26 protein-coding genes are annotated in these 26,984 nt (G+C 38.6%); 5 read left to right on the top strand and 21 right to left on the bottom strand.

Going from position 1 to position 26,984, the window contains the following annotated elements; translation table 11 throughout:
- The first annotated feature begins 143 nt into the window (after nt 1–143).
- Entirely contained in the window at nt 144–407 is a 264-nt protein-coding gene (locus ABFY81_RS01370) for a type II toxin-antitoxin system prevent-host-death family antitoxin (protein WP_347912853.1), read from the top strand.
- Nucleotides 391–654, top strand: coding sequence for a Txe/YoeB family addiction module toxin (locus ABFY81_RS01365; protein ID WP_039250978.1), 264 nt, complete (start codon nt 391–393; stop codon nt 652–654). Before ABFY81_RS01370 ends, ABFY81_RS01365 begins: the two co-directional genes overlap by 17 nt.
- Before the next feature lie 65 nt (nt 655–719).
- Here ABFY81_RS01365 and ABFY81_RS01360 read toward each other — a convergent pair whose 3' ends face one another.
- The 3 genes from ABFY81_RS01360 to ABFY81_RS01350 form a co-directional block, all read right to left on the bottom strand.
- Nucleotides 720–1,151, bottom strand: a complete 432-nt coding sequence (locus ABFY81_RS01360) for a hypothetical protein (RefSeq protein WP_227063709.1) — start codon at nt 1,149–1,151, stop codon at nt 720–722.
- Nucleotides 1,152–1,369: 218 nt separating this feature from the next.
- Entirely contained in the window at nt 1,370–1,678 is a 309-nt protein-coding gene (locus tag ABFY81_RS01355) for a helix-turn-helix transcriptional regulator (protein ID WP_347912852.1), read from the bottom strand.
- A complete protein-coding gene (locus ABFY81_RS01350) occupies nt 1,675–3,006 on the bottom strand; it encodes a HipA domain-containing protein (protein WP_347912851.1) in 1,332 nt (443 codons plus the stop codon). Before ABFY81_RS01350 ends, ABFY81_RS01355 begins: the two co-directional genes overlap by 4 nt.
- 294 nt (nt 3,007–3,300) lie before the next feature.
- Between ABFY81_RS01350 and ABFY81_RS01345 the strand changes: the two genes are divergently transcribed.
- Entirely contained in the window at nt 3,301–3,741 is a 441-nt protein-coding gene (locus ABFY81_RS01345) for an HD domain-containing protein (RefSeq protein WP_347912850.1), read from the top strand.
- Nucleotides 3,742–3,941: 200 nt separating this feature from the next.
- Here ABFY81_RS01345 and ABFY81_RS01340 read toward each other — a convergent pair whose 3' ends face one another.
- The 9 genes from ABFY81_RS01340 to ABFY81_RS01300 all read right to left on the bottom strand — a co-directional run bounded on the left by ABFY81_RS01340 (nt 3,942) and on the right by ABFY81_RS01300 (nt 15,572).
- Nucleotides 3,942–5,105 (bottom strand): hypothetical protein, encoded by a 1,164-nt coding sequence (locus ABFY81_RS01340; protein ID WP_347912849.1) that lies wholly within the window; start codon nt 5,103–5,105, stop codon nt 3,942–3,944.
- Nucleotides 5,098–6,426 carry a TolC family protein gene (locus ABFY81_RS01335; RefSeq protein ID WP_347912848.1) on the bottom strand — a complete coding sequence of 443 codons (1,329 nt, stop codon included), beginning with the start codon at nt 6,424–6,426 and terminating at the stop codon, nt 5,098–5,100. Before ABFY81_RS01335 ends, ABFY81_RS01340 begins: the two co-directional genes overlap by 8 nt.
- Nucleotides 6,423–8,009 carry a GH3 auxin-responsive promoter family protein gene (locus tag ABFY81_RS01330; protein WP_347912847.1) on the bottom strand — a complete coding sequence of 529 codons (1,587 nt, stop codon included), beginning with the start codon at nt 8,007–8,009 and terminating at the stop codon, nt 6,423–6,425. The genes ABFY81_RS01335 and ABFY81_RS01330 overlap by 4 nt, the downstream gene beginning before the upstream one ends.
- Nucleotides 8,006–8,794, bottom strand: a complete 789-nt coding sequence (locus ABFY81_RS01325) for a hypothetical protein (RefSeq protein ID WP_171057761.1) — start codon at nt 8,792–8,794, stop codon at nt 8,006–8,008. The genes ABFY81_RS01330 and ABFY81_RS01325 overlap by 4 nt, the downstream gene beginning before the upstream one ends.
- Nucleotides 8,795–8,982: 188 nt before the next feature.
- Nucleotides 8,983–10,530: a DHA2 family efflux MFS transporter permease subunit gene (locus tag ABFY81_RS01320; RefSeq protein WP_004701515.1), complete on the bottom strand. Its 1,548-nt coding sequence runs from the start codon at nt 10,528–10,530 to the stop codon at nt 8,983–8,985.
- A 25-nt stretch (nt 10,531–10,555) separates the two neighbouring features.
- Nucleotides 10,556–11,617, bottom strand: coding sequence for an HlyD family secretion protein (locus tag ABFY81_RS01315; RefSeq protein WP_347912846.1), 1,062 nt, complete (start codon nt 11,615–11,617; stop codon nt 10,556–10,558).
- Between the two features lie 682 nt (nt 11,618–12,299).
- Nucleotides 12,300–13,760, bottom strand: coding sequence for an indoleacetamide hydrolase (gene iaaH, locus ABFY81_RS01310; RefSeq protein WP_347912845.1), 1,461 nt, complete (start codon nt 13,758–13,760; stop codon nt 12,300–12,302).
- Between the two features lie 92 nt (nt 13,761–13,852).
- Nucleotides 13,853–14,572 carry a helix-turn-helix transcriptional regulator gene (locus tag ABFY81_RS01305; protein ID WP_347912844.1) on the bottom strand — a complete coding sequence of 240 codons (720 nt, stop codon included), beginning with the start codon at nt 14,570–14,572 and terminating at the stop codon, nt 13,853–13,855.
- A gap of 43 nt (nt 14,573–14,615) precedes the next feature.
- Nucleotides 14,616–15,572, bottom strand: a complete 957-nt coding sequence (locus ABFY81_RS01300) for a hypothetical protein (RefSeq protein ID WP_347912843.1) — start codon at nt 15,570–15,572, stop codon at nt 14,616–14,618.
- Nucleotides 15,573–15,723: 151 nt separating this feature from the next.
- Between ABFY81_RS01300 and ABFY81_RS01295 the strand changes: the two genes are divergently transcribed.
- Entirely contained in the window at nt 15,724–16,278 is a 555-nt protein-coding gene (locus ABFY81_RS01295; RefSeq protein WP_347912842.1) for a hypothetical protein, read from the top strand.
- A gap of 617 nt (nt 16,279–16,895) precedes the next feature.
- Here ABFY81_RS01295 and ABFY81_RS01290 read toward each other — a convergent pair.
- The 5 genes from ABFY81_RS01290 to ABFY81_RS01270 all read right to left on the bottom strand — a co-directional run bounded on the left by ABFY81_RS01290 (nt 16,896) and on the right by ABFY81_RS01270 (nt 22,570).
- Nucleotides 16,896–18,290: a methylenetetrahydrofolate reductase C-terminal domain-containing protein gene (locus ABFY81_RS01290; protein ID WP_347912841.1), complete on the bottom strand. Its 1,395-nt coding sequence runs from the start codon at nt 18,288–18,290 to the stop codon at nt 16,896–16,898.
- A 72-nt stretch (nt 18,291–18,362) separates the two neighbouring features.
- Nucleotides 18,363–19,130: an NUDIX domain-containing protein gene (locus ABFY81_RS01285; RefSeq protein ID WP_347912840.1), complete on the bottom strand. Its 768-nt coding sequence runs from the start codon at nt 19,128–19,130 to the stop codon at nt 18,363–18,365.
- Nucleotides 19,131–19,190: 60 nt separating this feature from the next.
- Nucleotides 19,191–20,684: a nicotinate phosphoribosyltransferase gene (locus ABFY81_RS01280; RefSeq protein WP_347912839.1), complete on the bottom strand. Its 1,494-nt coding sequence runs from the start codon at nt 20,682–20,684 to the stop codon at nt 19,191–19,193.
- 11 nt (nt 20,685–20,695) lie between these two features.
- Complete coding sequence (locus ABFY81_RS01275; protein ID WP_347912838.1) at nt 20,696–21,580, bottom strand: phosphoribosyltransferase family protein; 885 nt, start codon at nt 21,578–21,580, stop codon at nt 20,696–20,698.
- Nucleotides 21,581–21,760: 180 nt separating this feature from the next.
- Entirely contained in the window at nt 21,761–22,570 is an 810-nt protein-coding gene (locus ABFY81_RS01270) for a sulfite exporter TauE/SafE family protein (RefSeq protein WP_019456758.1), read from the bottom strand.
- A 98-nt stretch (nt 22,571–22,668) separates the two neighbouring features.
- Between ABFY81_RS01270 and ABFY81_RS01265 the strand changes: the two genes are divergently transcribed.
- Entirely contained in the window at nt 22,669–23,457 is a 789-nt protein-coding gene (locus ABFY81_RS01265; protein WP_019456757.1) for a helix-turn-helix transcriptional regulator, read from the top strand.
- Here ABFY81_RS01265 and ABFY81_RS01260 read toward each other — a convergent pair.
- Genes ABFY81_RS01260 through ABFY81_RS01245 form a run of 4 tightly spaced genes read right to left on the bottom strand, consistent with a single transcriptional unit; the run spans nt 23,452 to nt 26,736 of the window.
- Nucleotides 23,452–23,946: a GNAT family N-acetyltransferase gene (locus ABFY81_RS01260; protein ID WP_081400270.1), complete on the bottom strand. Its 495-nt coding sequence runs from the start codon at nt 23,944–23,946 to the stop codon at nt 23,452–23,454. The genes ABFY81_RS01265 and ABFY81_RS01260 overlap by 6 nt on opposite strands.
- Complete coding sequence (locus ABFY81_RS01255; protein ID WP_019456755.1) at nt 23,943–24,707, bottom strand: ABC transporter ATP-binding protein; 765 nt, start codon at nt 24,705–24,707, stop codon at nt 23,943–23,945. The genes ABFY81_RS01260 and ABFY81_RS01255 overlap by 4 nt, the downstream gene beginning before the upstream one ends.
- A complete protein-coding gene (locus ABFY81_RS01250; RefSeq protein ID WP_081400271.1) occupies nt 24,704–25,714 on the bottom strand; it encodes an iron ABC transporter permease in 1,011 nt (336 codons plus the stop codon). Before ABFY81_RS01250 ends, ABFY81_RS01255 begins: the two co-directional genes overlap by 4 nt.
- 2 nt (nt 25,715–25,716) lie before the next feature.
- Nucleotides 25,717–26,736, bottom strand: a complete 1,020-nt coding sequence (locus ABFY81_RS01245; protein WP_019456753.1) for an ABC transporter substrate-binding protein — start codon at nt 26,734–26,736, stop codon at nt 25,717–25,719.
- Between the last annotated feature and the right edge of the window lie 248 nt (nt 26,737–26,984).

The following is a 26,984-nucleotide window of genomic DNA, read 5'->3' as shown; positions in this document are numbered from 1 at the left end:
GGAACTGATGCCATAGGGCATTTTTCGATATATGTATATTCGTTTTTAATGTAGGGCTGGAAATTAAATTTTCAGATTAGAAACGAATATAGGCATAAGTGCCACACCCTCACTCTATGCCAATACACAGACGGAGTAACGAGATGAATGTATTAACTTATACGGATGCTCGTAAAAATCTAAAATCTATTTTAGATCAAGTTGTTGATGATGCAGATATAACTATTATTACTAGGCGTGAAGGTGAGAATGCTGTTGTAATGGGCCAAGACTATTATAATAGGCTTATGGAAACATTACACCTTATGTCCTCACCTAGTAATGCAACGCATCTTGCAAAATCAATTGCTGAGTTACGAGCATCTAAAGCTATTGAGAGAGAGCTTTTAGATGACGAGAAAGATTAGTTTTACACCTTCGGCGTGGGAAACTTATATGTTTTGGCAAAGCCAGGACAGAAAAACTTTAAAGCGTATTAATCTTCTGATCAAGGATTGTTTACGCTCACCCTTTGAAGGTTTGGGAAAGCCTGAAGCTCTAATCGGTGATTTATCAGGATTTTGGAGCAGACGAATTGATGAAAAGAATCGTCTTGTCTATGAAGTTACTGATTCAGCAATTACGATTCTATCGTGTCGCTATCATTATGAATGATTGTAGAAAAAAGCCTTCTCCGGAAGGCTTTTTTATTATTTCTAATATTAGTAAAAAGTTTTGGGCTATAACAAACTCGTTCTCTTTAGAGTAATTGGATCATAGCCTAATTGACGGATTTGTTCAAACTCGTCATCGACTTCATCACGATCAATACCCGCCGATGCGAATAAAAAAGCGATATCTTCTCGGCGCTCATCTTCCCAATCTAGTCGAGCAAGTTCTGCTCGAATATCATCGTTTCGCATTTCAACCATATCTGGATGATGATTATCGAAGTCTTCGATGTTGTAACCTAATTTAACTAGCTGGGCTTCATGTGTAAGATTAAGTTTTTCAAGTAAGAATGTAGGATGAAAAAGAATCCACTTTACAACTTTGTTGCCAACCTTTTTTTGATAACACTTTCCACCCCATGCATTAGGATCTTCTTTAGGTTCATAACCTAAGCTGATAGCTTTAGCGACACTCAACTTATAGCCTTTATCGTTGATCATATTTTTTATACTCTTAGTTCATTTTTCATTTTTTAAATTAATCGTTTCATCTGAAATTATCAAAAAGTTCACGCTGAAAAAATATATGATTTTTGACCAAAATTGTATTTAGCTCTGAAATTGACCATCATTTCGAAAATTTATGGCTTTCCCCCCCTATTTTCTGTTCACAAGCGTACCCTTGTGAACACTTAAACAGTTATTTACTAAGCAGTTCTTTACTCGCTTGGCTTTATAATTTTACTCACAATATGTTCATGTGCAGGTACAAGCCCTGCTTTTAAACCAAGTGGCTTAAATACTTTATCTAACACAGACTGAGTCAGTTTACCTTTATCTTGCTCAATGTCAGTTAAAGTCCGACGGCTTATACCTACCAAAGTTGCATATTGTTCTTGCGACAAACCCAACACATTTTTGCGTAAGTACGAGAGTAGTTGTCCTAGCGTAATCTCACTCAACAAATATTGTTTATATAAATCGATAAGAACTTGCTGACGGTCTTGGGTTTGATTTTTTACATTCATAGCAGTTCCCATCTTTTTAATTTAGCTTCTATGTAATCAAATGATAGTGCAGGCATTTCAATAATTTGTTTCGGAACACCTTTGTCCACTAATCTTTGCTTTAAGCCAAGTAGATTATTTGCCAGAGTCTTTAATGTTGCTAGCGATACGGCAGGATCACACCAAGTAGCAAGTTTTTGAGTAATTTGCGCCCAACGGTATTCACCACCTTCTTCGTATGGACTTCCCCAAGTCGTCGATCTGGTCACAACTTCCGGATCGGCTTTCATAGGTGCAAAGTCATAAATAGGCGAAAGATAAATTTTTCCAGATTTTTTTAGGAATGAGGTATTACGACCGTGGTTATCTGAGTTACCAAAAATGATATTGAGTAAATCTCGTTGTAACCACTCACAAACAAATTGTGAAGCATCAAAATCTGAATCAATGCTTGTGAGTAACGTACATAGATCTTCAATGACTTCAAAATGATTAAGATGACTGCCTGAAGATTTATTGAGTATCGAATACACAGATTCTAGACCATGACGATGCCAACTTTGACCACGCCATTCTGTGTCAAACCGTGGTAGCCACAAAGATGGATATTTTGTACCTTCAATGAGCTGCATTTGCGTTGTTTCTATCGTATTGAAACCTAACTCATTGAGTATTTGATAGTAGTAATATTCAGCTCTGAGAATGTCACAATCAATCTCACTACGTTTATTTCGCGGAAATTTAACTAGATAATGTTGATCTGGCTGATCAAATTGTTGTTGGTAGGTATCAATCCAGACTTGTTGCTCTGGTGAAACACGGATAAGTAACTTGGGAGCTTCACCGCCTGCACCAGTTGCACCACCACTAATAGCTCCCATTTGTTGAGCATATTCCAGAAAATCAATATTACGCTCAGCCACATCATCCTTAGAAAAATAACGTAAATGTAAGGTTGATTCTGGGTTTAGAGGAGGCAATGCTTCCTTAATTCGTAAATTACCAACGGGTGCCATACCCCCTTTTTCTAACAGAATACTTTCTTGCTCTGCATGAGTTAAACGTTGTAAATCTAGATAGTTCACCCAATAACGGCGTGCGGCTCCAGATGGAACAATGTCATCTAAAAAGCCAAACCATGTGTTCGATTCATGTTTTATAAGAATTTGTACAGGAAGCGATAAACTACAGGCGTGCTCATCTCGTCTGTCTGAATATTGAATGGCATAATCCAATTCATACTCGAGTTCACTGGCACTCGCCGAACCCAGCTTAGGCTCTAACAGTTTTAACTCTGCTATATCTATCCAGTTTTTATTTAGTAAAGCTTGTATTGTTAATTTTTTCATTCGTGTAAATGAGCAATTATTTTCTCAAAAATACTATAAAAATGAATTTTTGTGAATATATTTGCGCAATTTTAATTATTTTAGATAAATTTGAGCAAATTTTTGCGCATTCAAATTTTTAGATAGCAATAACTTACTTTATTCTTTTTCATACGTTGAATATCACGTTGCAGAGATTTTCCAAACAAACGAGAGTATTCACAACAAAGTAGTTATTCAGTATAAAATTATGACCTAAGCGACTAATCTCACCCATTAGGCAGCGCCATATACTTAAAGTGATAAGAGCAAAAAATGACTCAAAATCAAGTTGAACTCGCAGAGACATTGTCAAAAGAATCTCATCAAGGTCAAAAGTATGGCCCTCATGATTACTTTGAGTACCATATTAAAGGTGTGGTCAATTCACTAATTGAACATCAATTTTCAGAAATCTACATTATTACCGCCCTTCTCCACGATAGTGTTGAAGACACGCCTCTTACGCTAGACAAAATCGAAAGTTTATTTGGAAAAGAAATCCGCGATGCTGTCGATGCATTAACTAAACGAGAAGATGAAACACGCGAAGAATATTTATTCCGTTGTGGTTTAAATCCAATTGCGCGAGTGGTGAAACTCCATGATGCAGCCTTTAATGCGCATAACTCACATAAAGACAATAATCACTCACGTGTCGATTATTACCTTCAAACTATGTTAGCTGTTTCAACGGCGCAAGATAAGTTGGGCTAAAGGGTCAAATTCGCTAGGTTTATTAAATCCCAAACGAGTTATTTTTGATTTTGTAACGTAATCAAAATCACCATGAGAAAAGTCTCTTGCTGTAGCGAACATTCATCATTTTGCGCATATATTTGCTCAAATCTATTTAATTTGCCTAAAAATGAGCAAATTTTTGCGCATTAATGACCTACGGCGAAGCTATATAAGGGTTAAATACGCCCAACTTCTAAGTACGGAATCAGGTTTTTATCAAAATTTGGTCTTGGGTCGCCCTCATAACTAATAAAACCATGCATACCCGTTAAACGCTCCCCTTTATAGAACTGATTTAACTGATAACGCGGGTCTTTATGGGAAAGCGTAAAGCTCACCACACCAACGCCCTGTTGTTTTGACTGTTTATAGGCATCTTCGAGCATTTTATGATGCAAAGCTAAATCTTCGGGATGGCACATAAGCGTATGCAGCACATGGTACTGAATAGAGTCACCCAGCTTAGGCAAACGCATGCCTTTAGTCATTGGGGTTAGCAAGTTATAAACGGGTCTAAGCACAGCTATGGCCGAGCTATAATTTAAAATTTTGGTTTGCTTAATACTATGCTGATCCCACAAGCCAAACATACCCACCAGTTTTTCGCCCTTAAAGTAAAGTGAAAAGTCTGAGAGTTTTATTCCTGAAAAATAATGATGTCCTTGGGCAAGTTCTTCGAAGTCATAGGCAGGTATAAAGTTGTAAAACTCGGCCATATCGGCAATAAACTGATTCATGGCTGGTACATGTTGGGCTTCGGCAACACAACTACGAATCTCTTGAATGTCACTCTGTTTATTAGCTTGCTTTAAAAAAGCCGTGATTTTTCGTTTTGCGCCTGTACTCGTCAGGCTGAGTGTCTCTATAAGTCCTTCATCATAATAATCGGGCATTCCCGTTTTACCCGTTTGTATAGCGGCGCGTGCGGCATGGTTATCATCAAAAATAATCATTTGGCTAAAGTTAGGTGCATGCATGGTCTGTTTTACATGCTTGGCTAATACCTTCACCAGTGATTTACCACGATAGTTGTGATCTACCCGTAAGTCGCCAGCGTATCGTAAGTTTTGAACGCTCCGATCGACATAACAAGGACGATAACCATTGCTATAACAAGCGAGCTTCTTTTGACTCTCGGTGTCTTCAATCACAACATGCAGTTTATGCCGATACACAATATCAGACGCTCTAAAATAACTCGGTTCACGCTGAAAGCTAATTTGTATACCTTTGGTGGTCATGGGAACAGCTATTAGGTCTCGTAAAGCCTCGTCATCTGCCAAAGTTGCTTCACGAGTAATCAGGGTATTTTCTACGAGTGGTGTATTTGTTTTATTCATTATTCACCTGTTGTGCGGTCTGCATAGGAACCAAACTATTTAAACGTCCCATTTGGTCGAGTAACTGATAGACAAATACCACTTCGTCTTGGTCATTTACGGTTTTTTGGGTTTGTGCATCGAGTAGCTTCTGCTCGGTATTAAGCAAATCAAAAGTGGTTTTGGTGCCGACATCAAACTCTTTACGTGTATAGACAAAGGCAATAGACGCTGCCTCTATGGCATTTGCCAATGCATCTTTATTTTGGCGGATGGTTTGAAGCTGCGCATAGGTGGTACGGGTACGTTTATTTAAGTCCAGTTCAAGACTTCGTATTTTCTGATGAGCCAAATCGATATCAGCCTGCGCTTTTTTAACATTGGCGCGATTTAAGCCATCGTCATAGAGCGGTACATTCAGCTGTAACCCGACCATGTAGTTATTACTTTCAGAACCAATATAACTCGCTTCATCTTGCTTTCCGGCACGACTGGTCAGCATAACCGTTGGCCAGAGTTCTCGTTTAGTTAAAGCGTATTGTTTCTCTGCGGCTTGCATTTCATATTTAGCGCGCATTAAAGCCGGATGATTCTTGGTTTGCGCCAAAATTTCATCTAACCCATTCGGTATAGCAGGCAATTGCTTAATGGCAACAAGGTTGTCTGGTGTTGTACCTGTCACTTGGTAAAACTGTGCTTCACTTACAGTCAAGTTAGACTGCGCCTGTGTAATATCGGCTTGGCCTTGCGCAACTTGTGCCAAAACCTGAGCCAAATCTGCACGGGTAATCATACCAACATCAAAACGGCGCTTTGACTCATATAAAGACCGTTGCAGGTTCGCCATGGTCTTTTGTCTAAGTTCTAAAATGGCTTTCTTTTTTAATACGTCGGTATAGACCATGACCGTGTTTAAAATCGTTTCCGACCGTTGATCTGACAAGCCTTGGTGTTGGGCAGAAAGCTGACTCTGGGCAATATCTACCCCCAAACGATGCCGTCCAGAGGTATAAATCGGATAATCAGCCTGTAACTGCAAACTTCGGCCTTTACGGTTCCCTTCGGTTGGAAACATGACTTTTGGCGGTGTATCTATTCGCTCATAGTCCAGTTGTCCAACTAAATTGACTTTGAGTCCATCGCGCTGTTTGGCCTGTTCAAGCATAGCGGTAGACTGGTTTACGCTTAAACGGCTGACTTCAAGCTGGCTTTCATGTCTTAAGCTAGCAGACAACGCCTCGTCTAAAGTCATGGCATGTGTATTCGACACAACCAACACGCCTAAATAAAAGGCGTGTCGAAGTGTTAAAAATCGAGTATTAAATGACTTCATCCCTTTCATAGTTGTTCCAAACTATTGAGGGTGACTTTTTTAAGTGGCTCAGGTTTGATATTGCCTTCGATAATGCCATCAAACATGACCAGTTGCTTGTAGGCATTCCACCCATTATTGGCTTGTCGAATTTGAGGCTGGTCGAGCTGTCCCAAATTTCGTGCAAGTTCATAATGGAAGTTTTGACGTAAAATACTGTCGATATATTCATTGTTAATGCTGTGATGAATTTCGCCTTCAAAAAGCACGCAATAAAATGGTTTAACCTGTTGTTGGGTATCAATCGCAAGTAAAGAAATCGCTTTCGATTCCGTTTCATTTAACTGTGACAACAACTGTTGTGCGGTTTCAGGTGCAAGTTTCTCACCAACCAGATCTACCCCAAAACGGCGGCCTTGGAACTCAAAACATGGGATTTGCTCTATAAAGCCAGTCACTTTTAAACAATCGTCTAGACAGTAACGCAGTAAGCCATTACCCGAAGTAATGAGTGGGCTAACCACATCACCTTGTTTGAGTTGCCATGAAGGAACGATTTGACCTTGTTTCTCACCTTCTAAATATTCAAACTCATAGAAATGACTTTGGTAGGCCAATGGGTATTGGTCGTTATAGGGAATAGTCACTACACCTTCGGTTGCCCATAACCCTTTGCCTTCAAACTGAACACTGGGCAATTTCTCTTTTAATTTCTCGGCCCAAGCTTTTGAACCAGCAGTGTCCCAACTCGAAACCAGACTTAACTTTGGCCAAAGTTTTTCAAAGTCGATCTGTGCGCCGTTTGAACTTGCAATTAAGGCTTGAGCACTTTCAGGGCTATGCGGTGCAGTCACTTCTTTTAGTGAAGCCTCACGATTGCCCCATTTACCGCTGTTAAGCACTTCAACCACATCTTTTTGCAATGACTCCAAACGTTCCAGCAATTGCAGCGCAAAAGTCGGACTCCATACCGAAATCATGGCTAAGTTACGGTTTGCGACCAAATAACAAAAGGTGGCAAACAGTGCATCGTCCGCATTGGCTGCAAAGGCAACGTTACTTGGAACGGCTTGGGTAAACTTAGATAAAATGCGCTTACCTACGCCAAGTAGCGCACTGTCATCATTTAGGTTTTTATCTTTTAAAACTTCACGCTGACTTTCAGGTAACCATGACACCGACCAGTAGTGTGTACCCGAACTCAGCTCTGGACACTTACGGTATAAACTTGCCATCCACGGCGCAATTGCATGGTCAAGCTCATCTAAAAATAACTTGGTGTATGGAATAAACTTGATTTGTTCACTCGAACCACTTGTCGGCTGAAAACGAACCAGCTTACTGCTCGAAAGTGAAAGCTTTTGTTCACGGTAACGCTGAATGTCTTCTCGCCATGCGCTATAGCGAGTCGCAGGAAAGGCTTTTACAAACTGCTCATAGTTTTGAACCTTTTTATCTTTGGCAAAAGTCGAGGTCTGTAAAATCGAATGCAAAATTTGACGTTGTGTGGTTTCTAAAGCATTAAACTTTTTTTGGAAATTACGGTCAGATGCATCACACCATTTTTTTAAAATAAGATGCGAGCCTAGAGTCAGCCATTCATTAGATTTCATTGGATAGCCTCTCTACGTTTTGTTTTATGGGTTACACAAGCTTCAAACTTTCCTTTACTGGTCGGCTTCGTCATGAGCTTAACTGGGAAACGGGCTATATCTTTCCAACCAAGACGACCTATACACGGCAGTTCTGTGCCTGCTTTCCAAGTTGGATTTTTTTGTTCAAAGAAATGAATGTTTGGATTCTTTTCTCTCATTTCGGCGGTAATGGGTGCAACTTCGCCTTTTAATGGCTGATAGTCATCACCAAAGTTGAGTAAACCTGCTTCACGGTCATAATATTCACCAAAGAATTTTTCACAGTAGTGCTCAACCACTTCCGAAAGGTGTTGGTTTTCATCTTTAATGTTTGGGTAATACACATAGTAATTATTGGCAAGTAATAGATAAGTCTTATAGCCCTTAGAAATAAGTAACCAATAAAGTTCGTTAAAAGGATATTTAATTCGAAGCTTAATCATGAGTTTAAGCATGGTACTTTGTAAGCTACGTGTGCCCCAGAACTTCTTCAAAATAACCGTATCACCGCTAAACAACACGGTGTAGTCTTTACCGTTTAAGTAGAAGTGCTGCACCACCACAGTCGAGAAACCGACAATCTCATCTGTCTCAGAGTCAAAAATTAAGATCGCACCGCTTTTATTTTTAAAATCGTCTACAAAAATAGAAAATCTGGTATTTTCATAATACTGTTCGTAAATGGAATACATCACTTTTAGTCGATCAGTATCAATTTGCTCTCTTTCAAAATATTGCCCATAAGTTGTGTTTTTCAGGTTCAATTTTGAAATCAGTTTATATGTTGTATTAATCATAATACTTTAATCTCCCACATCCAGATCTGTGAGTTCCGCTCGCTCGTACGGCGATGTTAGAAACTCGTATAAATGTTCTTTTTCTAAGAAGGGATACGTTTTGATATGCCCTATTGTTTTCATTCTTTAAAAAGCTGTCTTTTACTGCTAAAAATTTACATATTCATTTTCTTCCCCCTGTCCATAAAGATGGTTAAAAAGGCGGTCACAAACATGATGATTGCGAGCATGCGTAATAAATCATTAAAGCTAGATGTCAGTGCCTGAAAATGAATGTCGCGGTAAATCACACTCAGCGCGATTTGCTGGGCATTTGCACCGACTTCTTGATATTGCGCCGTGAGCTGATCGAGTCGTTCTGTAAATATCCAGTTTTGCGGTGTCATCGCCTGATTAATCTGGGTGACATGCATGGCGGTCAGCCAGTCTAAGGATGAGTTAATCAGCGCCAGTCCAACCGCGCCGCCAATGTTACGCATCAGGTTATAAATACCGCTGGCATCGGCCACTTTACTAAGTGGCAAAGTGCTCATCGCCAAATGCGACACCACAATCAGGCAAATCATGAGGCCAATACCACGGTAAATTTGCGGCCAAAACATAAAGTCATAATCGCTATGAATGCTGAGGTGCGAATTGAGCCATACACCAAAGCCCGCCAGAACCATTCCGACAAATACAGTTTTGCGGGTATCAAAGTTAGGAATAAGCCATGCAAGGAACGGCGCAAAGCAGAACATGACAATGCCTGTTACCATCATGACGTGACCAATTTGGCTACTGTTCATTTCACGGACTTGCCCAAGAAACACGGGAATCATGTAACCCAAGCCATACAGCGCCATACCAATCACAAACGTTGTGATGGCACTTAAGGTAAAGTTTTTGTTTTTAAATACCGATAAATCGAGCAAAGGCTTAGGCTGGGTAAAACTTCGAGAGAAGAAAATCATGCCGCCTATTAGGCAGACCATAAAAGCAATACGAACGCCTGTGTCTGCAAGCCAGTCATGTCGTGCACCTTCATCGAGGAAATATTCAAGCCCACCCAAAAACATCGCCATACCGACCAGACTAAACCAGTCCATGCTTTTGATGAGTGAATAGTTCGCTCGGTCAATATTTGGGCCTGAGTAAATGACCGTAGCAATGATAATGCCCGGAATAATATTGATCAGGAACATCCAGTGCCATGAGAAGTTATTGGTGAGCCAACCGCCAATGGTGGGGCCAATCGCGGGCCCTAAAGTACTGATCATGCCAAACATGACCAAAGGCAATGACCGTTTTGGTTCGGGGAACAGTAAGTACAACGCCGTCATGGAAGTCGGAATCATGCCACCGCCCATAAAGCCTTGAATGCCACGGAACACCAGTAAACTTTCCAAGTTCCACGACAAAGCACAAAGTAAAGAACTCACCGTAAAACCAATTGCACAAATGGTGTAATACACCCGTGTTGAAAGCACCCGCGAGACAATACTCGACATTGGAATTGCAATAATTTCGGCAATTAAATAAACCGTTTGTACCCAAGTGACTTCATATCGACTTGCGCTCATACCAGCTTGAACTTCGTTTAGAGAACTCGCCACAATTTGAATATCAAGAATCGCCATGAAGTTGCCAAAAATCATGGCAGCAAAAATTGCCCATGCAGTTTTTGCAGGAAACCTCCACTCGGCTTCAACATGCTTATTCATTTTCTTATTACCTAAAATTTTTTTATTAAGTTCTTAGGTCAACGGTGGCACTCACCGACATTCCAGGTTTTATCAAATCAATATGTGGGCTTGAATCTATGGCAATACGTACAGGAATACGCTGTACAACCTTGTTAAAGTTGCCTGTTGCATTGTCTGGTGGCATCAGTGAGAAAGTCGCGCCTGAAGCTGGTGAAAAACTCTCAATTTTTCCGGTATAGGTGAGGCTCGGATAGGCATCAAGTTTTAACTTCACCTTCTGACCAACATGCATTTTTTCAATTTGGGTTTCTTTGAAGTTGGCTTGTACATACAAACTATTTTCAGGAATGATTGCCATTAAGCGGGTTTGTGGAGAAACACGTGAGCCTTTTTGAATTGCAAGGCTACCGATCTTGCCGCTCACAGGACTAACTACTTTTGAGGAAGCCAGATCGACCTGATAGAGATTCAAATTTGCATTGGCACTTTGAATATCTGCTAAAAGCTGTGCTCGACTCGCTTGTAAACTACCTAACTGAGCTTCTGCTGCATTTACGGCGGCTTGTGCTTTACTGAGCTGTGCTTGAGCGGTTAAATATTGAGACTGAACCCCTTCAAAGTTTTGACGGGTAATTACGCCATCTTTTAATAAATCTTGATAACGCTCGAACTCTTTTTTCAAACGAGATAGGTCGGCTTGTGCTGCTACTACACCACTATTTGCTTCAGTAATTGACGACTTGGCAGACTTTTCATTTTGTTGTTGTACGCCCAGTGCGGCTTCTTTTAAGCTGACCACAGAACGCGCTTGGTCATAACGAGCTTGATAGTCACGATGGTCTAATACCGCTAAAGTTTCCCCTTTTTTTACCACCTGATTATCGTTAATTAATAACTCCATCACTTCGCCTGAAATCTTTGGCATAACCCAAGTCACATCGGCTTGCACATAAGCATTATCAGTAGATTGATAGAATCGATATACAAAAAAATAATATACGATGCCAGCAACTAAAAATAACAGCAGGACACTAAAAACACCCCATGTTATTTTCTTTCGACTTTGGAAATTAGTATCAGTTTCTAGCTGAGCTACGTTATCCATATTCATTCCGCTTATTTGTAATATTCGATTTTTTATTTAAGCCAATAAAATTATTGGTTTCTTATTTACGTAACTTTTCACTTGGTTTTATTCAATGAATCGTGACAGCGTAAAATTTGGTGCAAATTATGGTTCTGAAGTGAATTAAATATCATTGACCTCTTTGCCATATATTTTTTCTATTTATGTCAATAAATCGTGTTATATAAACTATATTTAAAAAATATTTAATTCTAATTACGATAGATTTCTCTTAATAAATCGATTTAAAAATCAAACATAAATATTTGTTAATTAACAAATTACTAAAATTATTTATATTTTATTCAAAACTCCAAATCGGTTAATTTATTGCAGAAATGTTAACAAAAAGTTTTATTGTGTAATATTTAAGTATTATTAATTAAAATAACATGTAATTTAAAAATGAGTTAATAATCAAAGTTTTTATACTTATACATATAGAATATATATAATTTATAAATATTATATTTTTTAAAAACAACAATAAGAAATCTAACAAAATCATTAAAGATGATAAACGGTAATTTTTAATAATTAAGTCACTCTACCGAGTAAAGTGACTTATATTTTTCCAGATAAAATAAAAGCAGAAAACAATCTCAAAGCCATTATTTAAAAGCAAAAACAAACCTTTAAAAATAGTAATTTAAGTGATTTTTTATTGATTTAAACGTTTGAAAATTTTTTCTAAAGTTATTCCAATAGCAAGTATTTCACTGTCCTGATGAGCTAAGCCATCTATTTCTAAACCAACTGGCAGTTTTGATTTCGTACCCATTCCAATGGGTAAACTCATTCCAGGTATTCCTATATTACTGCCGGGGTCTGTATTTCGCATGAGGGTCTGGAAAGTTTCAATTGAATAAACTTGTTCATTTGCTAGTGGTGCCACAATTGGTGATGTTGGGAATAATAAAGCATGTAAGTTATGCGCTTTAAATGTGTTTTGATAGAGTTCAAGCAATTGTGGCCGAGCTTCACTAATCGCTTTTTCATACAAAGGTAAAACGGGAACAAGTTGACCATTCTGATCTAGAGTTAACTCAGGAAGAATATTCAGTTTAAAAATTGCCTGTACATCAGGGCTTGAGATCTGATCGACTACAGATTCTAAGGTTAGGTCTATACGATGATCTTTCAAATATTGAATCAGGTCATATTTGCCTTCATAGATGGCCACAGGAAATGAAATAGCTTGATTGAGTTGTTCTAAATTTGGCATATCGACAGGAATAATTTCGACTCCAGCATTCTTTAACATTTCAAGCGCAATATGTGCCTGCTCATGAACGTCTTCGTCTAAATGATTCCAAAAGTATGAATTGATACCGAGCCGAATTTGATGAGGCTGGAGTGGTTCTTTTCTTGGTTCTTGAGTAATAAGCTCATCAATTAAAATAACATCAGATACGCTATGTGCTATAGGGCCAGCGGTATCGCGAGTATGTGAAATTGGGGTAATATTTTCTTGTGAATATCGTCCTACCGTTGGACGAAAACCCACACAACCATTTAAGGCACTTGGCAGTCGAATAGAAGCACCTGTGTCTGTACCCATAGCAATCGGAACCATGCCCGCTGCAACAGCTACCGCACTACCCGAAGAAGACCCACCAGCAATGTGTAACGGGTTTACAGCATTTCGTGTACCCACAACACCTTCTATATGCATGGCAGTATTATAACCTGTTACCCCAAAGGCTAATTCGTGCATATTGGCTTTACCAACAATGATTGCACCTTGATCAATAAGCTTTTGAATAACGGGGGCAGAAGTTTGAGGTCTAAATTGAGCTAAAGCTGGCGTACCTGCACTATTGGGAAAACCTGCAACATGAATATTGTCTTTAACCGCAATTAAAATACCCATTAAAGCTGGACATGGTTTTCCACTGAGTAGGTATTTATCCCAATATTGAGCTTGTTGAATTGCTGAAGCTTTATCTGTGCTAATAAATGCATTTAAAGATTGCTGTTTTTCAATATTATCGAAGTAATGATGCACAAGCTCTTCACAAGATACTTTTCTTTCATGAATGAATTTAGTAATGAAATCTACTGAAGCATTTGATAGATCAAGTGATTCGATCCAATTAATTTTTTCATTTGTATTTAACATAGTAATTTTTAATCCATTTAAGTTGTAATTTTAGAAACTTAGTACAAATTGCTCATTCATTCGCATCCTCAAAATTGAGGATTGCTTAAACTTTAATATCGAATGAGCAAGGCCATTTCTGTGCGATTATTACAGCCAATTTTTCTCATAGAATTGTTCAAATGAGTTCTTAATGTTGTAAAGCTAATATCCAGTAAATTGGCCACATCTTTATCACTTAAACCTTTAGTTACCAAGCGAACCACTTCTTGTTCCCGTGACGTCAGACCATATTGACTTGATAAATCACTGGGTAAGGCTTGAGTAAAATAAGGTTCAAGCAGGTTTAATATTCTTTTTTCACGTTCACTAAACGTGTCGGCATCTTTCGCACGCCAAATGCGTAAATCACCAATATCCATACCATTTCGGACAAAATAAATATTTATGCCGTGATATAAACCATAGGCTCTCAAAAACTCATTGTAATAGGGTGTTTTTTTCAGGTCTGCGAGAGGCATGACCTCGTTTACGAAAGTTGGTTTTTGACGTTTGCGAAGCTGTGCTGTAATCGGATCATCAAATTGCCAAACACACTCATAGTCCTTCATCGCTTTTGGGTCGATTTTCCATATCACACCTTCTTTCGATAAGTTATGGTTTGAATCCCAAATGTAAGATGCAGCGAAATCAGCCCGTAATAAAATGGCAATATCTGCAAGGATATTTTCACGTAAATTATATTGCCCTTTCCCTGAGCCAAGTTTCCATAATATTTCAGAAAACAATGTAAACTCAGATGGGCTGAAATCCTTTTCTAAAAGTGCGGTCATCGTTTACCTATTTAACGCAAACAAAAAAAAGTGCCTCTTTATTTTACTCAGCCATCATTTTTTCCCACTTATAATTACAATATGAACAACGTCCTTCAAATACTTCAACCTCTGAGGGATGAATTTTGTCATCACACAGCTTACAAATTAAATTATTTTCGTAACCACATGCCACACAAACTCCCTCTTGATATAGAAAATACCCTCCGCATTCAGGGCAATTGCAGCTAATATCTTCTTCACCATTCATGATATCTCTAATAGATAAACTAAACTCATTTTCAAATGCAACATTTACTAATTTTTCATAGTCAAATTCAGCATTACAAGATCTACATTGATAACGTGTTTCTTCTGCATAAGTATTATCTTTTAAAGGATTTAAAAAACCCGATCCACATTCAAAACAACTTGTATTAGTTAATACAGTGGGAATAGTAGGATGAAAATATTTGAGAGTTTGGAATTTAGCTACACATATCTTCTTGTCTTGTTCATAAACTTCATCAATTTCTTTCATCACGTTAAAAATGTCTTCACCCAGTAACTCTCTTGGATCTCCATTTAGATATTCTGAAATAAAGTTCACAATAACTAAAAAAGAATCAGAAATCATCTGTTGTACAGCAGATGATGAATTAGTTGTATAGTAGTGTTCAATATCATTTCTATATTTCTGAATTTTCTTTAATCGTGTCCAATCTACTTTAATACCAAGTCCTTTAAAACGATCTTCTATACCTTGAACATCTACTGTTTTATTACCTTCTCCAACCCAACTAATTTCACCAGTTCTCTGGCTGGGTATAACTTTTTGCTTAATAAGTACTTCATCAGAATTTTCTGGGCTTAATTCACTAAGCTTATGTTTAAAAAGCAAAAGTATTCCAGCAAAAATATTGCGTGTACATGAAATCAAACGTCTAGAATCATGAACAGCTTCTTCATAATCTTCAATACCAAGTGCTATTGAATCAATTGCATTTTGAAGAATTGTCATATCCCCTCCAAATTTTAATTTTCAAATATTGATATTAACAATAATTATTTAACTAGTTAGAAAAGAAATTTAAACAATTTAATCGATTTCATGATTTCTTCCTAAAACTTCATTAGAATAAAATAAATATCAAAAGCTTAGGCTTTCTAAAATGAATTTAGAAAAAAGATTGGAAATCTATAAAGCTGAATATTATTTTCAAATAGATTTTAAAGAAAAATTATATGCCCGAATGGCAATTTATGCAGTTTTGATAACTGGATGCATTACCGCAAATATCACAATGTTTGACACTCTAATTCTTAATTCTGAAATGCTCCTTACGTTCTTTATTTTTTTATGGGAAGTAATGATAGTATTATTGATTTTTACTTTGTATGGATTTTACTGCCTCTCACACATCAAGTTAGATAGTTGGACAAATACCTCAAGTGATATGGAAAACTATAGAAATGTACTAGAGAACCATTATATACAACATAGTCAAAGCACAATACAAGATCCAAATTTTGAAACTGAAAAACAAGAATATGTAAATGATCAATACACACTTTATCTTGTAGAGCAGTATTCTCAATGTTCTACAATTATTCGCGATAATAATATTTATAGACAGCGTTGGTTATTAAAAATTATGTCGTGCACCTATGCACTATTAATTCTTACAGGTATATTGGGTTGTATCTATCTAATAGTTAAAATTTAGAGAATGATATGACTAAATCAACGAATATCCCACCCCCACCACCACCTCCAGCTACAACAAATATACGTGGTGGAAATATTATCCCTCAACGACCACCTGCTCCACCAAATCCTCAAATCAAAAAGTAGCCAAAGCCCTCCCTAGAGGGCTTTCACGCAAATACCTACACTTAAATTGTTATTGATCGAACGAGCTATGCATCCAGAAAATAAGATACACAGCAAAACCAGAACTTTTATAGTGAAACGCAATTAGTAATCCAACCGAAAAAATAATTGCTCTTGGAGAGAATTACATTCGCAGATTTCGATGTAGCATTGCTTTTTTTTATTACTAACCGTTTTGCCTGAGGTGGTCTTGGAACTCTTGGTCGTGTATTTTGTCGTAATTAACAGGGTCGTAAAAGCATCCAGTTAAAACAACAATTACAGCAACCAACTTTTTCATTGAGACAGCTTTCCTTTTAACGCAAAAGATTTGCTTTAAGTATACTCCTCAGTAATCATCTTGATTGGACATAATTAAGCCAAACAATTGTTATTTTTAAATTATCGCCGTGTTTTAGCCTCCTCCCATTTGATTTTTTAATAAAATCAAATCAAGGGGTAATACAAAACTTAAGCATCAGTCGCTAAATACCAATTTTTCCAAGAACTGGTTCCCCTAGTTTCAAGAGGCACAGTTGGAATCAGTTTTTCTTTTAATATTTCAGTTTGTTCAACAGCTTTAGCAAGTCTTGCTTTGACTGAGTGAATACATTCACGGTCACCAAATTCGCAGCGGTCTAAAGTTGTACCACCACAAGGCCCGTTGGCTAAACCTTTTGGACACGTTTCAGGGCAAATATATAAAGTATCGCTTAGGCGACACTGACCACAGCTTTCACAACCCACTAAGCTATGTTTACTCAGTACTTCTGTTTTAAGTAATACTTTAGCAACTAAAGTGTTATCCCAAAAAGACGCTTTAAAAATAAACCGTCCAACACCTTTAGCAAGCTTTGAGTCAAACATTGCTTCATGCATAACATGTAGCTGGCGATATTTAATTAATTGTTTAGAAGTTGGCTGACGCGAAAACCGAGCAATTTCAGGCGAAAACTCTTTACCTGACGTGACTTGCCAAAGTGAATTCCAAAGCTCTTCTAAAGCTTTAAGCTCCAGATGTCTGTATTGCTCAATGTAGCCTTCAAGCAGCATTTGCTCTTCTGGCTTATGACAAGCCGATAAGTGAATTCCTGCAAACCCTAAGTGTTTACATATCAAAATTTGCAAAGCACAACGTAAAAAAACGCGGTCTGTATATCCTGCCTGTTTTTCGTCTGCCAAAACTTTTAGCATGTGTGGGGTAATCACAATACCTGCAACTTTATGTTTGACCATAAAATTGGCACGACCTAAAGTCAGTGGCATGACGCAAGCCAGTATTTGCTGTGAATAATGATGTTTTGTTAAAAATGATTTGGCTTGTTTTAAGGCTTCAATGTCATAGCCCAATTGGGTAATGATAAAGTCAGCGCCTGCTTTAATTTTCTTATGTAGTTTTAAATACTGTGCGTCACGCTCAGCTTCGACATATTTAAATGGGTTAAAAGCAACTCCAATACGAAACCCGCCGTGTTGCTTGGCAGCCATTACGGCGTTTACCGACTCTAGATAACGACTACGAGGCTGCCCATCTCGTCCATTATGATGTTCTTTGAGTTTATCGCCTGTAAGCAATAACAAGTTTTGAATATTGGCTGCTTGAGCTTGTTCTAAAAAGCGCTCAAAGTCTTGTATGTCTCGTGCCTTACCTGAAAAGTGTAAGACTTTATCGATTAAGTCCGGATAACTTTTGCTGGCTTCAAGCGGAGCAATATCATGATCTGAATGTACACGATCTGCCAATGTCATTGCAGCCGGATATCCCGCAAACTCATGTTTAACAGGATAAATTTCATGCAGTGAAGTGAGATATTCCACCAACACAAGAAACTGGTTTTGTTGGAAGCAGGGAGAAACGTGTGACATAGGCAAAGTGCTGATCAAAACATGACATTAATCATAAGCGCGGCATTATAAATCAAAGTGAATCAAGATGCGCTAGTCAGAAAGCTCATTGTTTTGCTTATCTTCACCCTCTTTATTTCTAGGTAATTCGAGTGAGCGAGGAAATATAAAATCGAAAGAATCGAGTGCATAGCGATAAAGCTGAGCTGGTCGTTTGCCTACAATTTTACTTTCATTGGTTTCTTCAACTGCACCGGCTTCTATCATACGGCGCCTAAATGCTTTTTTATCTAAAGATTGCCCAAGAATAATTTCATAAATGGTTTGTAGCTCAGTCAGCGTAAACAACTCAGGCATGAGACTCGCTGGCAATGCGGTATAGCGGGTTTTATTGGTTAAACGCTCTAATGCCAAGTTAAGCAATTCATTATGATCAAACGCCAATGCTAAATCTTGTGCTTTTGCTACAGACACCCATTCGCTGTACTCAGCTAATGCTTGTTGTTGATAGGCATTAAAATCAATTAAAGCAAAATACAAAATCGTCACGGCCCAGCCACGCGGGTCACGTTTAGCATTACCGACAGAGGCAACTTGTTCCAAGTAAGGTGAAGCAATCCCTGTTTTTTCGACCAGCTTACGATAGGCTGTGGCCATCAGGTCTTGATCATGCGTTAAATCGGCAAAACCACCCGGTAAAGCCCATTGGTCTTTAGCTGGAAAGTTGGGGCGCTTAATGAGTAATACCTGCAATTGACCATTAAATACAGAGAAAATAGCCATATCGACCGTGAGTAAAGGTGCGTCATAATCTCGGCGATCATAACTGGCAAGGAATTCTTGTTCAGTTTGAATAGTCACGTTCAGCCTCTCAATAAAAATGATGAGCCGATACACATGCAACGGCTCATCTAAACTCAGTTATGCGATGGATAAACGCTCGCGAATTTGATCCAAAGTACACTCATATTGAAGTTTACCATTTTCAAAGACTGTTTTAAGTGCTCCGCCTTGTTCTTGTTCGGCTGTTTGCTCATCAAACAAGATAAAACCATTTTCACCTTCTTCGATGCGTAAAAGACCTTTCGCAGATTTTTTAACACCTGAGTCAGTAATTGGGTCTTTAAACAACTCTCGACCTACGCCATTCACTTGTCCCCAAGTCGCTTTCACAGCAAATCCAAAGGTATCGCGAGTTAAGTAGTTATAGGTAAAGCTGCCTATACCAAACACCAAGTTGTTTGAAGCGAAACCTTTGGCTTCAAGTCCTTCCAAAATGCGCTGCGCACGGTCTAGGGTAATCGAGTCGCCGTAAATTAAACCGACACGTTCATTCAGTACTTTATAACCTTCGTCTGTGGTTGTACCACCAAACACTTCCCATAAACATTCAACCGCACCTTTGTAGGCTGGGCTACCGACTTCAGCATCTGGGTCACCACAAATAATTTTGACAGGGTCACCAGAGTCAGGACGGAAAACCAATTTAGCCAAGCCTAAAGCATTAGGTTGTCTTGCCAAAATTTCAGGTTTTAAATCCACCGTAAACTCGGTAATCACTCGCCAAAAATCCCATGTATCAGACACAATACTGACAACACCAGACGGATAAAGCTCGCAGATTAAACGTTTAAATGTTTCTAGCTCACTGTTTTCTGTACCCATACACATCACACTGTGTTCGGTCGCTGGTACAGATACCCCAATCACACCTGTGGCATTGTAATATTCTTCTGCGTAGTCGATTGAGGCGACCGAATCTGTTCCAATAAAACTAGTTAAGTGCCCCACACCTGATTGTGCAGCATCATAAATTCCACTCATACCACGGCTACTAAAATCGTGTCCTTGCACAGGCACAAAATCGAGTGGTGCGCCAGTTTTTACAGCATATTGCGTTAATAAGCGTTTGTACTCATAGGCAATTGTGGCCGTAGTACAGCTTTTCCAAAGCTCAGCACTTAATACAGTTTCAATATAGTTCGTTAACCAAAAGAAACGCGGGTCAGTGTTAATCACGGTGAGCACAGGTACACGCATATTGACGCGGCTGCCTTCTGGCAAGGCTTTAATGCGTAATGGTAAATATCCCAAGCCGTGTAACGCTTCAATGTGATCAACCGGTACTGCGCCTTCACCTAATGAACTATCCATACGGCGTTTATAAGCAGCCACAACTTTTTCTTTAGGCTGTTTGAAAAAGCCTTCATTCCATGTATCTATTAAAAAGTGTTTGATAAAACCCTGAAGACCAAAGAACACAACTTTATCGTCAAAGTCAGGTAGCATTTTTGCGAGTCGAGATGAACGCGGCGTAAAGTTGGCGTATACATACTCTGTGCCTTTCGGATACTGACGTCTGTGATCCGCTTTATAAAAATCGATAGCGTTTAATGGATTCAATTTAATAGTCATCTTTGTTCTCTTTATTTTGCTGCAAAAGCAATTACTGAAATTTTGTCTGATGGTTGTTGTGGAAAGCTGTCCGAGGTAAATAGTTGGTCAAGCAATCCATCAAAAACCTCTATTCCTTTACTGAAAATACCGTGGGTCACGTATAGAACGACCTTATGGCAATTTAGGCGACGCAGTTCTTTGGCAATACCAATAAAGGTTGCACCGCCGTCGCAAATGTCATCGGTAATGACCGCTGTTAAGCCTGATAAATCAGTCGCATGTACATGTGTGCCCCAAATTTTGCCAGTTACAGGGTCACGTTTTTTATCACACTGAACAATAGTGATAGGTTGTTTGCGCTCAGAATTAAAAGCGTTTGCAACCATTTGTGTACGTGCTTTTGCGCCTTTGTCTGGGCAAACCAGCACTGTTTTTTCATCTTTTAACAGTGTGCTTAGTGCTTCACTCTTTGCGATAATGTCGACTGAACTGACATTTACAACTTCTTTAAAAGAAGTATTGGCAGCGAGTAAGGCTGTAGTGACTTCACTATGGCAGTCCCAAACAGTCACCTTGCCTTGTTTACCCGCTTTTTTGTCTGCGTTGATGTTAAGTAGCTTCGTCATCACATCGAGTGAGAACGCTTGGCCCACTGCACAAATACGGTCCTGACGAGCGTATGGAAAATATGGAATTTCTAGGTCAACGGTTAGGCCTTGAATCAGCAATATATTTTCAAGTAACAAATAGTCCATCACATCATAACTTGAGGTCATTTGCGCACGCACCAATACCTTGCCAGATAGTGAACCTAAGGTTGTCTCATCAATCTGAACATGACGCTCTCCACCAGAAAACTGCGTGAATTTCACTGGAATTTCATTTCTTGCCGCATCTAAAAGCTGGATAGCCATATCATCCTCTTTTTGTCTGATGACCTTCGATGAATATATGGTGGCACAAAGCCACTATATATTTCAAGTCTATTTTTCAAACTTTTTTCAGAGCCCTTTAAGACATAAAATTTGCAGTTTTAGAGCATTTAGAGATTTAATTTTTAAGAGAGATTATTCTTCAATTAATTGAAATAAAAGTTAATTTACAACAAGCATCACGAACAAAACCAGCATTAAAAGTAGCGGATACAATCTTGCCCGCCATAAATCAGGTAGTTTTGAAATAAATTTTTCTGAAAAATATAGTCCGATCCATGTTCCAGCAACCAAGAATAAAGCAGCTTCAAACCAGATTAGACCGATAAATCCACTAGGTGCCCATGTAGATTTCCAAAGTGACAATACACAATAAGTTAGCGTTGCAGTTAAAGACAAAGGCAGCGTGAGAATATTTGCAATAGCCGCAGCCTCTGCCATCGAACTACCCCGCCGCCGTAATAACGGAACTGTCATTACACTGCCACCCACACCTAAAAGTGCTGCAACCCAACCAATAATTCCGCCTTTAATCAGTTCGCTGTTTTCACTATAGTTTTGCTTTTGCCTTGAGGTCACCATAAAGCCTGGTCGGTAATAACAATCAATAATGGTTATGAATACATAACCCATAAATATCCAGCGAAGCCAATTTCCATTAAACAATGAGGCCATGACCGCACCGACAACTCCACCCAATGCGATACCACTCCATAAAAAGCGGATTTTTTGCCAATCAATCTGTCCGGACCGATAGTGTCGAAAAGTTGCAAAACTTGCCGAACACAGCATCACAAAAGCTGATGTAGCTACGGCGATTTGCATCGCATGTATCCCAACCATACTTTCGTTACTGTACTTTTGAATAATGACTGTATAAAGCAAAGGCACAGCAACAAAACCGCCGCCAAAGCCAAATAACCAAGTGGTAACTCCTGAAAGTAGTCCAAATAAAAATAGCTCATATAGCATCGTTATCTTCCTCATGTTTATAGAGGCATGATATAAAATAGCCCTATGGCAAACTAACGTAGAAAAGCCATATTTTTAATTATTTCAGACAAAAATATATGCGTAATATTCCAATTAACGATGTAGACCATCTACCGCAAGCGGTTTTAGCGTTAGGATCGGACTATCCTGCTGATACTTTGTTAGATACGCATAGCCATCGCCGTGCCCAGTTCTTATATGCACCCGAAGGCCTCATGAAAGTTGAAACTGAAGATGGACAATGGCTCGTGTTACCGTACAGTGGTGTATGGATACCTGCAGGTAAAGCACATCAGGTATGGCTATCTAAAGTCAGTACTTATAGTTTGTATATAGAAGTGAGTAATGCCCCAAGACAAGCAAACTATTGTGAGGTTGTGCAAGTATCACAATTACTCCATCAACTGCTCATTCAAGCAAATCAATTATCTATTGATTACTCGTACTCAGGCCGTGACGGTGCTCTTATCGATTTATTGTTATATGAGTTAGAAGCTGCACCAGCCCTACCTCTATTTATTCCATTGCCTCACAACACATTATTATCTAAACAGTGTGTTGAGTATATGGAGCATCCCGATATTCATAGCAGCCCTAAAGATTGGGCACATGACCATAATAAAAGTGAACGAACTTTTCATCGTTGGTTTAAGTCTGAAACTGGCATGTCCTTTCAGGCTTGGCGTAATCGAGTCTGCATCATCTATGCTTTAAATGCCTTAAAAGAGAATATCTCAATTACTGAAATTGCTTTTAGTTTGGGCTATGAACACTCGGCAGCATTTACCGCAATGTTCAGTAAAATTATGGGTTATCCACCTACCCATTTTCAAAAAAGATTTCATACGCACAATAAAGCGCTATAAAGATTTACTCATATGAATGGTGTCATAGGTCTCGATCCACTCACGGTTAATGACATCAAAGCCTTGTAGACGCCAAAACTTTTCAGCCGCTGGCAAAAATGGATGAGTGTGCAAATAGAAAGTGGTAATTTCATTGTTTTTTGCATGGCTAAACAACATGTCACATAGTTGAGTTGCGATACCATTACGGCGGTATTCAGGCAATACAAACAACTTAACCACTTCCACTGTATTAGATGGCAAATTTAAATCAAAACGATGGTCATACGCCCGATATGCAATAGTGCCAATAATACGGTTTTTATCTTTTACCGTAATAAAGCAACCTAATGGATCATTAACATAATATTGCCCAAAATTTTTTAAATCTTTGGGAACTTGCCCATGATAGATTTCTGGGAATAATAAATGTCTTGTATAAAGTGCAAACTCTACAGCAGATGCATAGTCTGATTTGTCTGCTAGATGATAGTGAAAAGTCATATTTATAGCCAAGAATGGTCAGGGATAACAATGGTTTTGTCTTGAATCATGGCTTCATGGAACTCAACATCATAGACACTTTTTAAAAACTTCGGATCGGTGATTCGTGTTTTAGATTCAGGCTTAACTACTTCATGTTGGCGCATAAAAAACAAATGATCTGCAAATAAAAAAGCTAAGTTGGGATCATGCATAATCGCAATCACTGTAAAATTTTGCCGCGACAACTGACGCAATTTTTTCATTAAATAAGACTGGTAATAAACATCGAGATGATTGGTTGGCTCATCAAGCAAAATCACTTTGGGTGCTTGCACTAAAATTCGGGCAATCATAACCAATTGCCTTTCACCACCTGATAGTTCTGTATAAGGACGGTCACGTAAATGCTCAATATCTAAATCAAGCAAAGCTTGATCTACACGCTCCCAGTCTGATTTTGAAGGTCTATATCTGCTAAAAGCGGCACGTCCCGTAATTACTACATCTTTAACTAAAAATGGAAATACGGTTTTATGAAACTGTGGTAAAAAGCCAAGTAACGCAGCTCGATCTTTGCCTTTAAAGTCTGATAATGGTTTTCCAGAGTAACGGATCAACCCATCTTTTAAAGGTTCTAAGCCAGCCATCAATTTAAAAAGTGTCGATTTGCCACAGCCATTGCGCCCTAAAATGACGGAAAACTGATTTTCAGGAAACTCCAGATGAATGTTTTTAAGAACCTGTTTATGCCCATAGGCATAATTTAACTGATCAATTTGAATCATGCCCAATGAGTCCTCTGTGTTTTCATTAATAATAAGAAAAATGGCGCACCAAGTAGCATGGTAAAAATGCCAATTGGTATTTCAAAGGTTAGTAAAACACGTGAAAAGTTATCAATCATGAGTAGGAAACTGCCGCCCAAAATCATATTGGCAGGAATACTGTAGCGGTGATCTGGCCCCACCAACATTCTCACAATATGCGGCATAAAGAGTCCATATAAACTAATAATGCCAGCAGCAGCCACAGAAGTTGATGTACATACAGTCACTAGTACAATTAAAAGAAGCTGCTCCCAGCGTGGATTAACACCAACCGCCTGCGCTTCTTCAGCACCGAGTGCCATTAAGTTTAAACGCCAACGCATTGCAAATAATCCGACAAGGCCAATACAAATCGGTAGCACAGCGTATTGAACTTTTTGCCAAGAAGCTTGATGTAAATTGCCCATCGTCCATTGCACAATGGCTTGTAATTTAAATGGATCACTTAGATATTGAATAACTGTAAGTCCTGCCAAAAACAGCCCCGACACAATCATGCCGGATAAAATGACCATCACTAAAGACGTCTGGCTTTCATGTTTTTGATGTGCAAATAAATATGTTAAAGCAACAGCACATACGCCAAAAATAAAGGCGGATAGATTTGGCGAAAGCCAACTTAGAGAAAGTGCCAAAGCTGCACCAAACGCCGCACCGGAAGAAATACCGAGTACATACGAGTCAACCAAAGGGTTACGAAACAATGCTTGCAAACCATTACCCGCGGTTGCTAATGCAGCTCCCACCATAAAGGTCAGTAAAATTCTGGGTAATCTGACATTGACCAGTATGTTCTGCATCAGTCTAAATTGTTCAGCATCAAAATATGGTGTACCAAAGACTGCTTGAACACCCCACCGCAAATAGTCCCATGCACTCAAGGTTTGCGTAGGCCCAATGAGCAAAGAGATAAAAACCATGATGAAAGGTAACGGGTAAAACCAATAATATTTCAGTTTTTGCATATTCATTGCACCAACGCATTGGCAAGGTGCTCACCATACAACTTGGTTAAAATACGCTGTTGTAAAGCACTTACTGGTAAATCGGACTGTTCAGGGTAAATGCTGTGGTTCAAATAAATCGCCGTAATAATGATTTTGATGGTATGGGGGTTATAAATAAATGCAGGGCTCAAATTAAATACCTTACAGTTTTGTACGGCACTTAAGCCTTGTAATTCTTTTCGTTCATAAATCAGTTTTGGGTTGGTGTTCCAAAGCACAATATTGTCAGGGTTCCATTCAATGAGAGTCTCGGGATTTACATTGGGTTGGTTAGCATTGGTCTGAACAATGTTGTAAGCACCTGCCAGCTCAATAAAATCATTGGTAATAGACTGACGTCCCGAAGTGGAAAAAATTCGCCCACCTGACCACGCATAGTAAATCGATTGCTTATTTGGCTGACGTGCTGTTTTGGCTGCGACTTCTGCCATAATTTCATCAGAAAAACTCAAAATTTCTTGAGCTCGCTTTTGAGCTCCACTTAGAACAGCAATTTCAGATAGCTCTTCTTTCACCTGTTTATAGGTGCCAGATTCCATTACATATACAGCAATACCAAATTGTCGTAATAATGCGATCGTTTGGGTCTGCCCGCTCCCCAAAATTACTAAATCGGGTTTCAACAACACAAGACTTTCAATATTGGTTGCATTGACACCTTGTGAAGGCGTTGCAAGCTGTTTATTTGCAATGCGTTGATCTATTTTTGAATAGGCGTTAAATAATAAAGGTTGAATGTATACTTCGGCTGGTATGCCAATCACTTTATGGCCTTGCCCTAGCATATATAAGCCATCTAAACCTGACTCAAATAGAGAAACAATTCTTTGCGCTGGCTTGGCTACACACACTTTTGTATTTGTACTATCAAAAACGCATATCGAATGAACTGCTAAGTTTTCTTTAGTTTTTCTACTTTGTTCAGATGAAGAACATCCACATAGAATGAGTAAAGTGAGTATTGAAGCCCAAAACCTCATTACACCTCTCCATGCACAAATATGGTGCAAAATAAAGAGATGTACTTATTTGGTGCAATTTTCATGTGAAAAAAACACCATAAGAGAGCAAAACGGTTTGAATCATCATTTATATGGGGTGCAAATTAAATGTTTAATTGAAGATATGAATAATTAAGCAATAAAAATGCCAGAATTAAAAAATAAATTTATCCATCAATCGGTTGTTATAGTTATTTCAAGTCAGAAAAAATATTTATGGGCTTTCA

Source organism: Acinetobacter sp. WA-87, assembly GCF_039938935.1.
Taxonomy (GTDB): Bacteria; Pseudomonadota; Gammaproteobacteria; order Pseudomonadales; family Moraxellaceae; genus Acinetobacter; species Acinetobacter seifertii.
The sequence above is the reverse complement of the archived record's forward strand: the minus strand, read 5'-3'. Positions and strand labels throughout refer to the sequence as shown.

Coding starts and splice junctions, on each gene's coding strand:
- ABFY81_RS01370 (WP_347912853.1), top strand. CDS start 144: ATGAATGTATTAACTTATACGGATGCTCGTAAAAATCTAAAATCTATT.
- ABFY81_RS01365 (WP_039250978.1), top strand. CDS start 391: ATGACGAGAAAGATTAGTTTTACACCTTCGGCGTGGGAAACTTATATG.
- ABFY81_RS01360 (WP_227063709.1), bottom strand. CDS start 1,151: ATGATCAACGATAAAGGCTATAAGTTGAGTGTCGCTAAAGCTATCAGC.
- ABFY81_RS01355 (WP_347912852.1), bottom strand. CDS start 1,678: ATGAATGTAAAAAATCAAACCCAAGACCGTCAGCAAGTTCTTATCGAT.
- ABFY81_RS01350 (WP_347912851.1), bottom strand. CDS start 3,006: ATGAAAAAATTAACAATACAAGCTTTACTAAATAAAAACTGGATAGAT.
- ABFY81_RS01345 (WP_347912850.1), top strand. CDS start 3,301: ATGACTCAAAATCAAGTTGAACTCGCAGAGACATTGTCAAAAGAATCT.
- ABFY81_RS01340 (WP_347912849.1), bottom strand. CDS start 5,105: ATGAATAAAACAAATACACCACTCGTAGAAAATACCCTGATTACTCGT.
- ABFY81_RS01335 (WP_347912848.1), bottom strand. CDS start 6,426: ATGAAAGGGATGAAGTCATTTAATACTCGATTTTTAACACTTCGACAC.
- ABFY81_RS01330 (WP_347912847.1), bottom strand. CDS start 8,009: ATGAAATCTAATGAATGGCTGACTCTAGGCTCGCATCTTATTTTAAAA.
- ABFY81_RS01320 (WP_004701515.1), bottom strand. CDS start 10,530: ATGAATAAGCATGTTGAAGCCGAGTGGAGGTTTCCTGCAAAAACTGCA.
- ABFY81_RS01315 (WP_347912846.1), bottom strand. CDS start 11,617: ATGGATAACGTAGCTCAGCTAGAAACTGATACTAATTTCCAAAGTCGA.
- iaaH (WP_347912845.1), bottom strand. CDS start 13,760: ATGTTAAATACAAATGAAAAAATTAATTGGATCGAATCACTTGATCTA.
- ABFY81_RS01305 (WP_347912844.1), bottom strand. CDS start 14,572: ATGACCGCACTTTTAGAAAAGGATTTCAGCCCATCTGAGTTTACATTG.
- ABFY81_RS01300 (WP_347912843.1), bottom strand. CDS start 15,572: ATGACAATTCTTCAAAATGCAATTGATTCAATAGCACTTGGTATTGAA.
- ABFY81_RS01295 (WP_347912842.1), top strand. CDS start 15,724: ATGAATTTAGAAAAAAGATTGGAAATCTATAAAGCTGAATATTATTTT.
- ABFY81_RS01290 (WP_347912841.1), bottom strand. CDS start 18,290: ATGTCACACGTTTCTCCCTGCTTCCAACAAAACCAGTTTCTTGTGTTG.
- ABFY81_RS01280 (WP_347912839.1), bottom strand. CDS start 20,684: ATGACTATTAAATTGAATCCATTAAACGCTATCGATTTTTATAAAGCG.
- ABFY81_RS01275 (WP_347912838.1), bottom strand. CDS start 21,580: ATGGCTATCCAGCTTTTAGATGCGGCAAGAAATGAAATTCCAGTGAAA.
- ABFY81_RS01270 (WP_019456758.1), bottom strand. CDS start 22,570: ATGCTATATGAGCTATTTTTATTTGGACTACTTTCAGGAGTTACCACT.
- ABFY81_RS01265 (WP_019456757.1), top strand. CDS start 22,669: ATGCGTAATATTCCAATTAACGATGTAGACCATCTACCGCAAGCGGTT.
- ABFY81_RS01255 (WP_019456755.1), bottom strand. CDS start 24,707: ATGATTCAAATTGATCAGTTAAATTATGCCTATGGGCATAAACAGGTT.
- ABFY81_RS01250 (WP_081400271.1), bottom strand. CDS start 25,714: ATGCAAAAACTGAAATATTATTGGTTTTACCCGTTACCTTTCATCATG.
- ABFY81_RS01245 (WP_019456753.1), bottom strand. CDS start 26,736: ATGAGGTTTTGGGCTTCAATACTCACTTTACTCATTCTATGTGGATGT.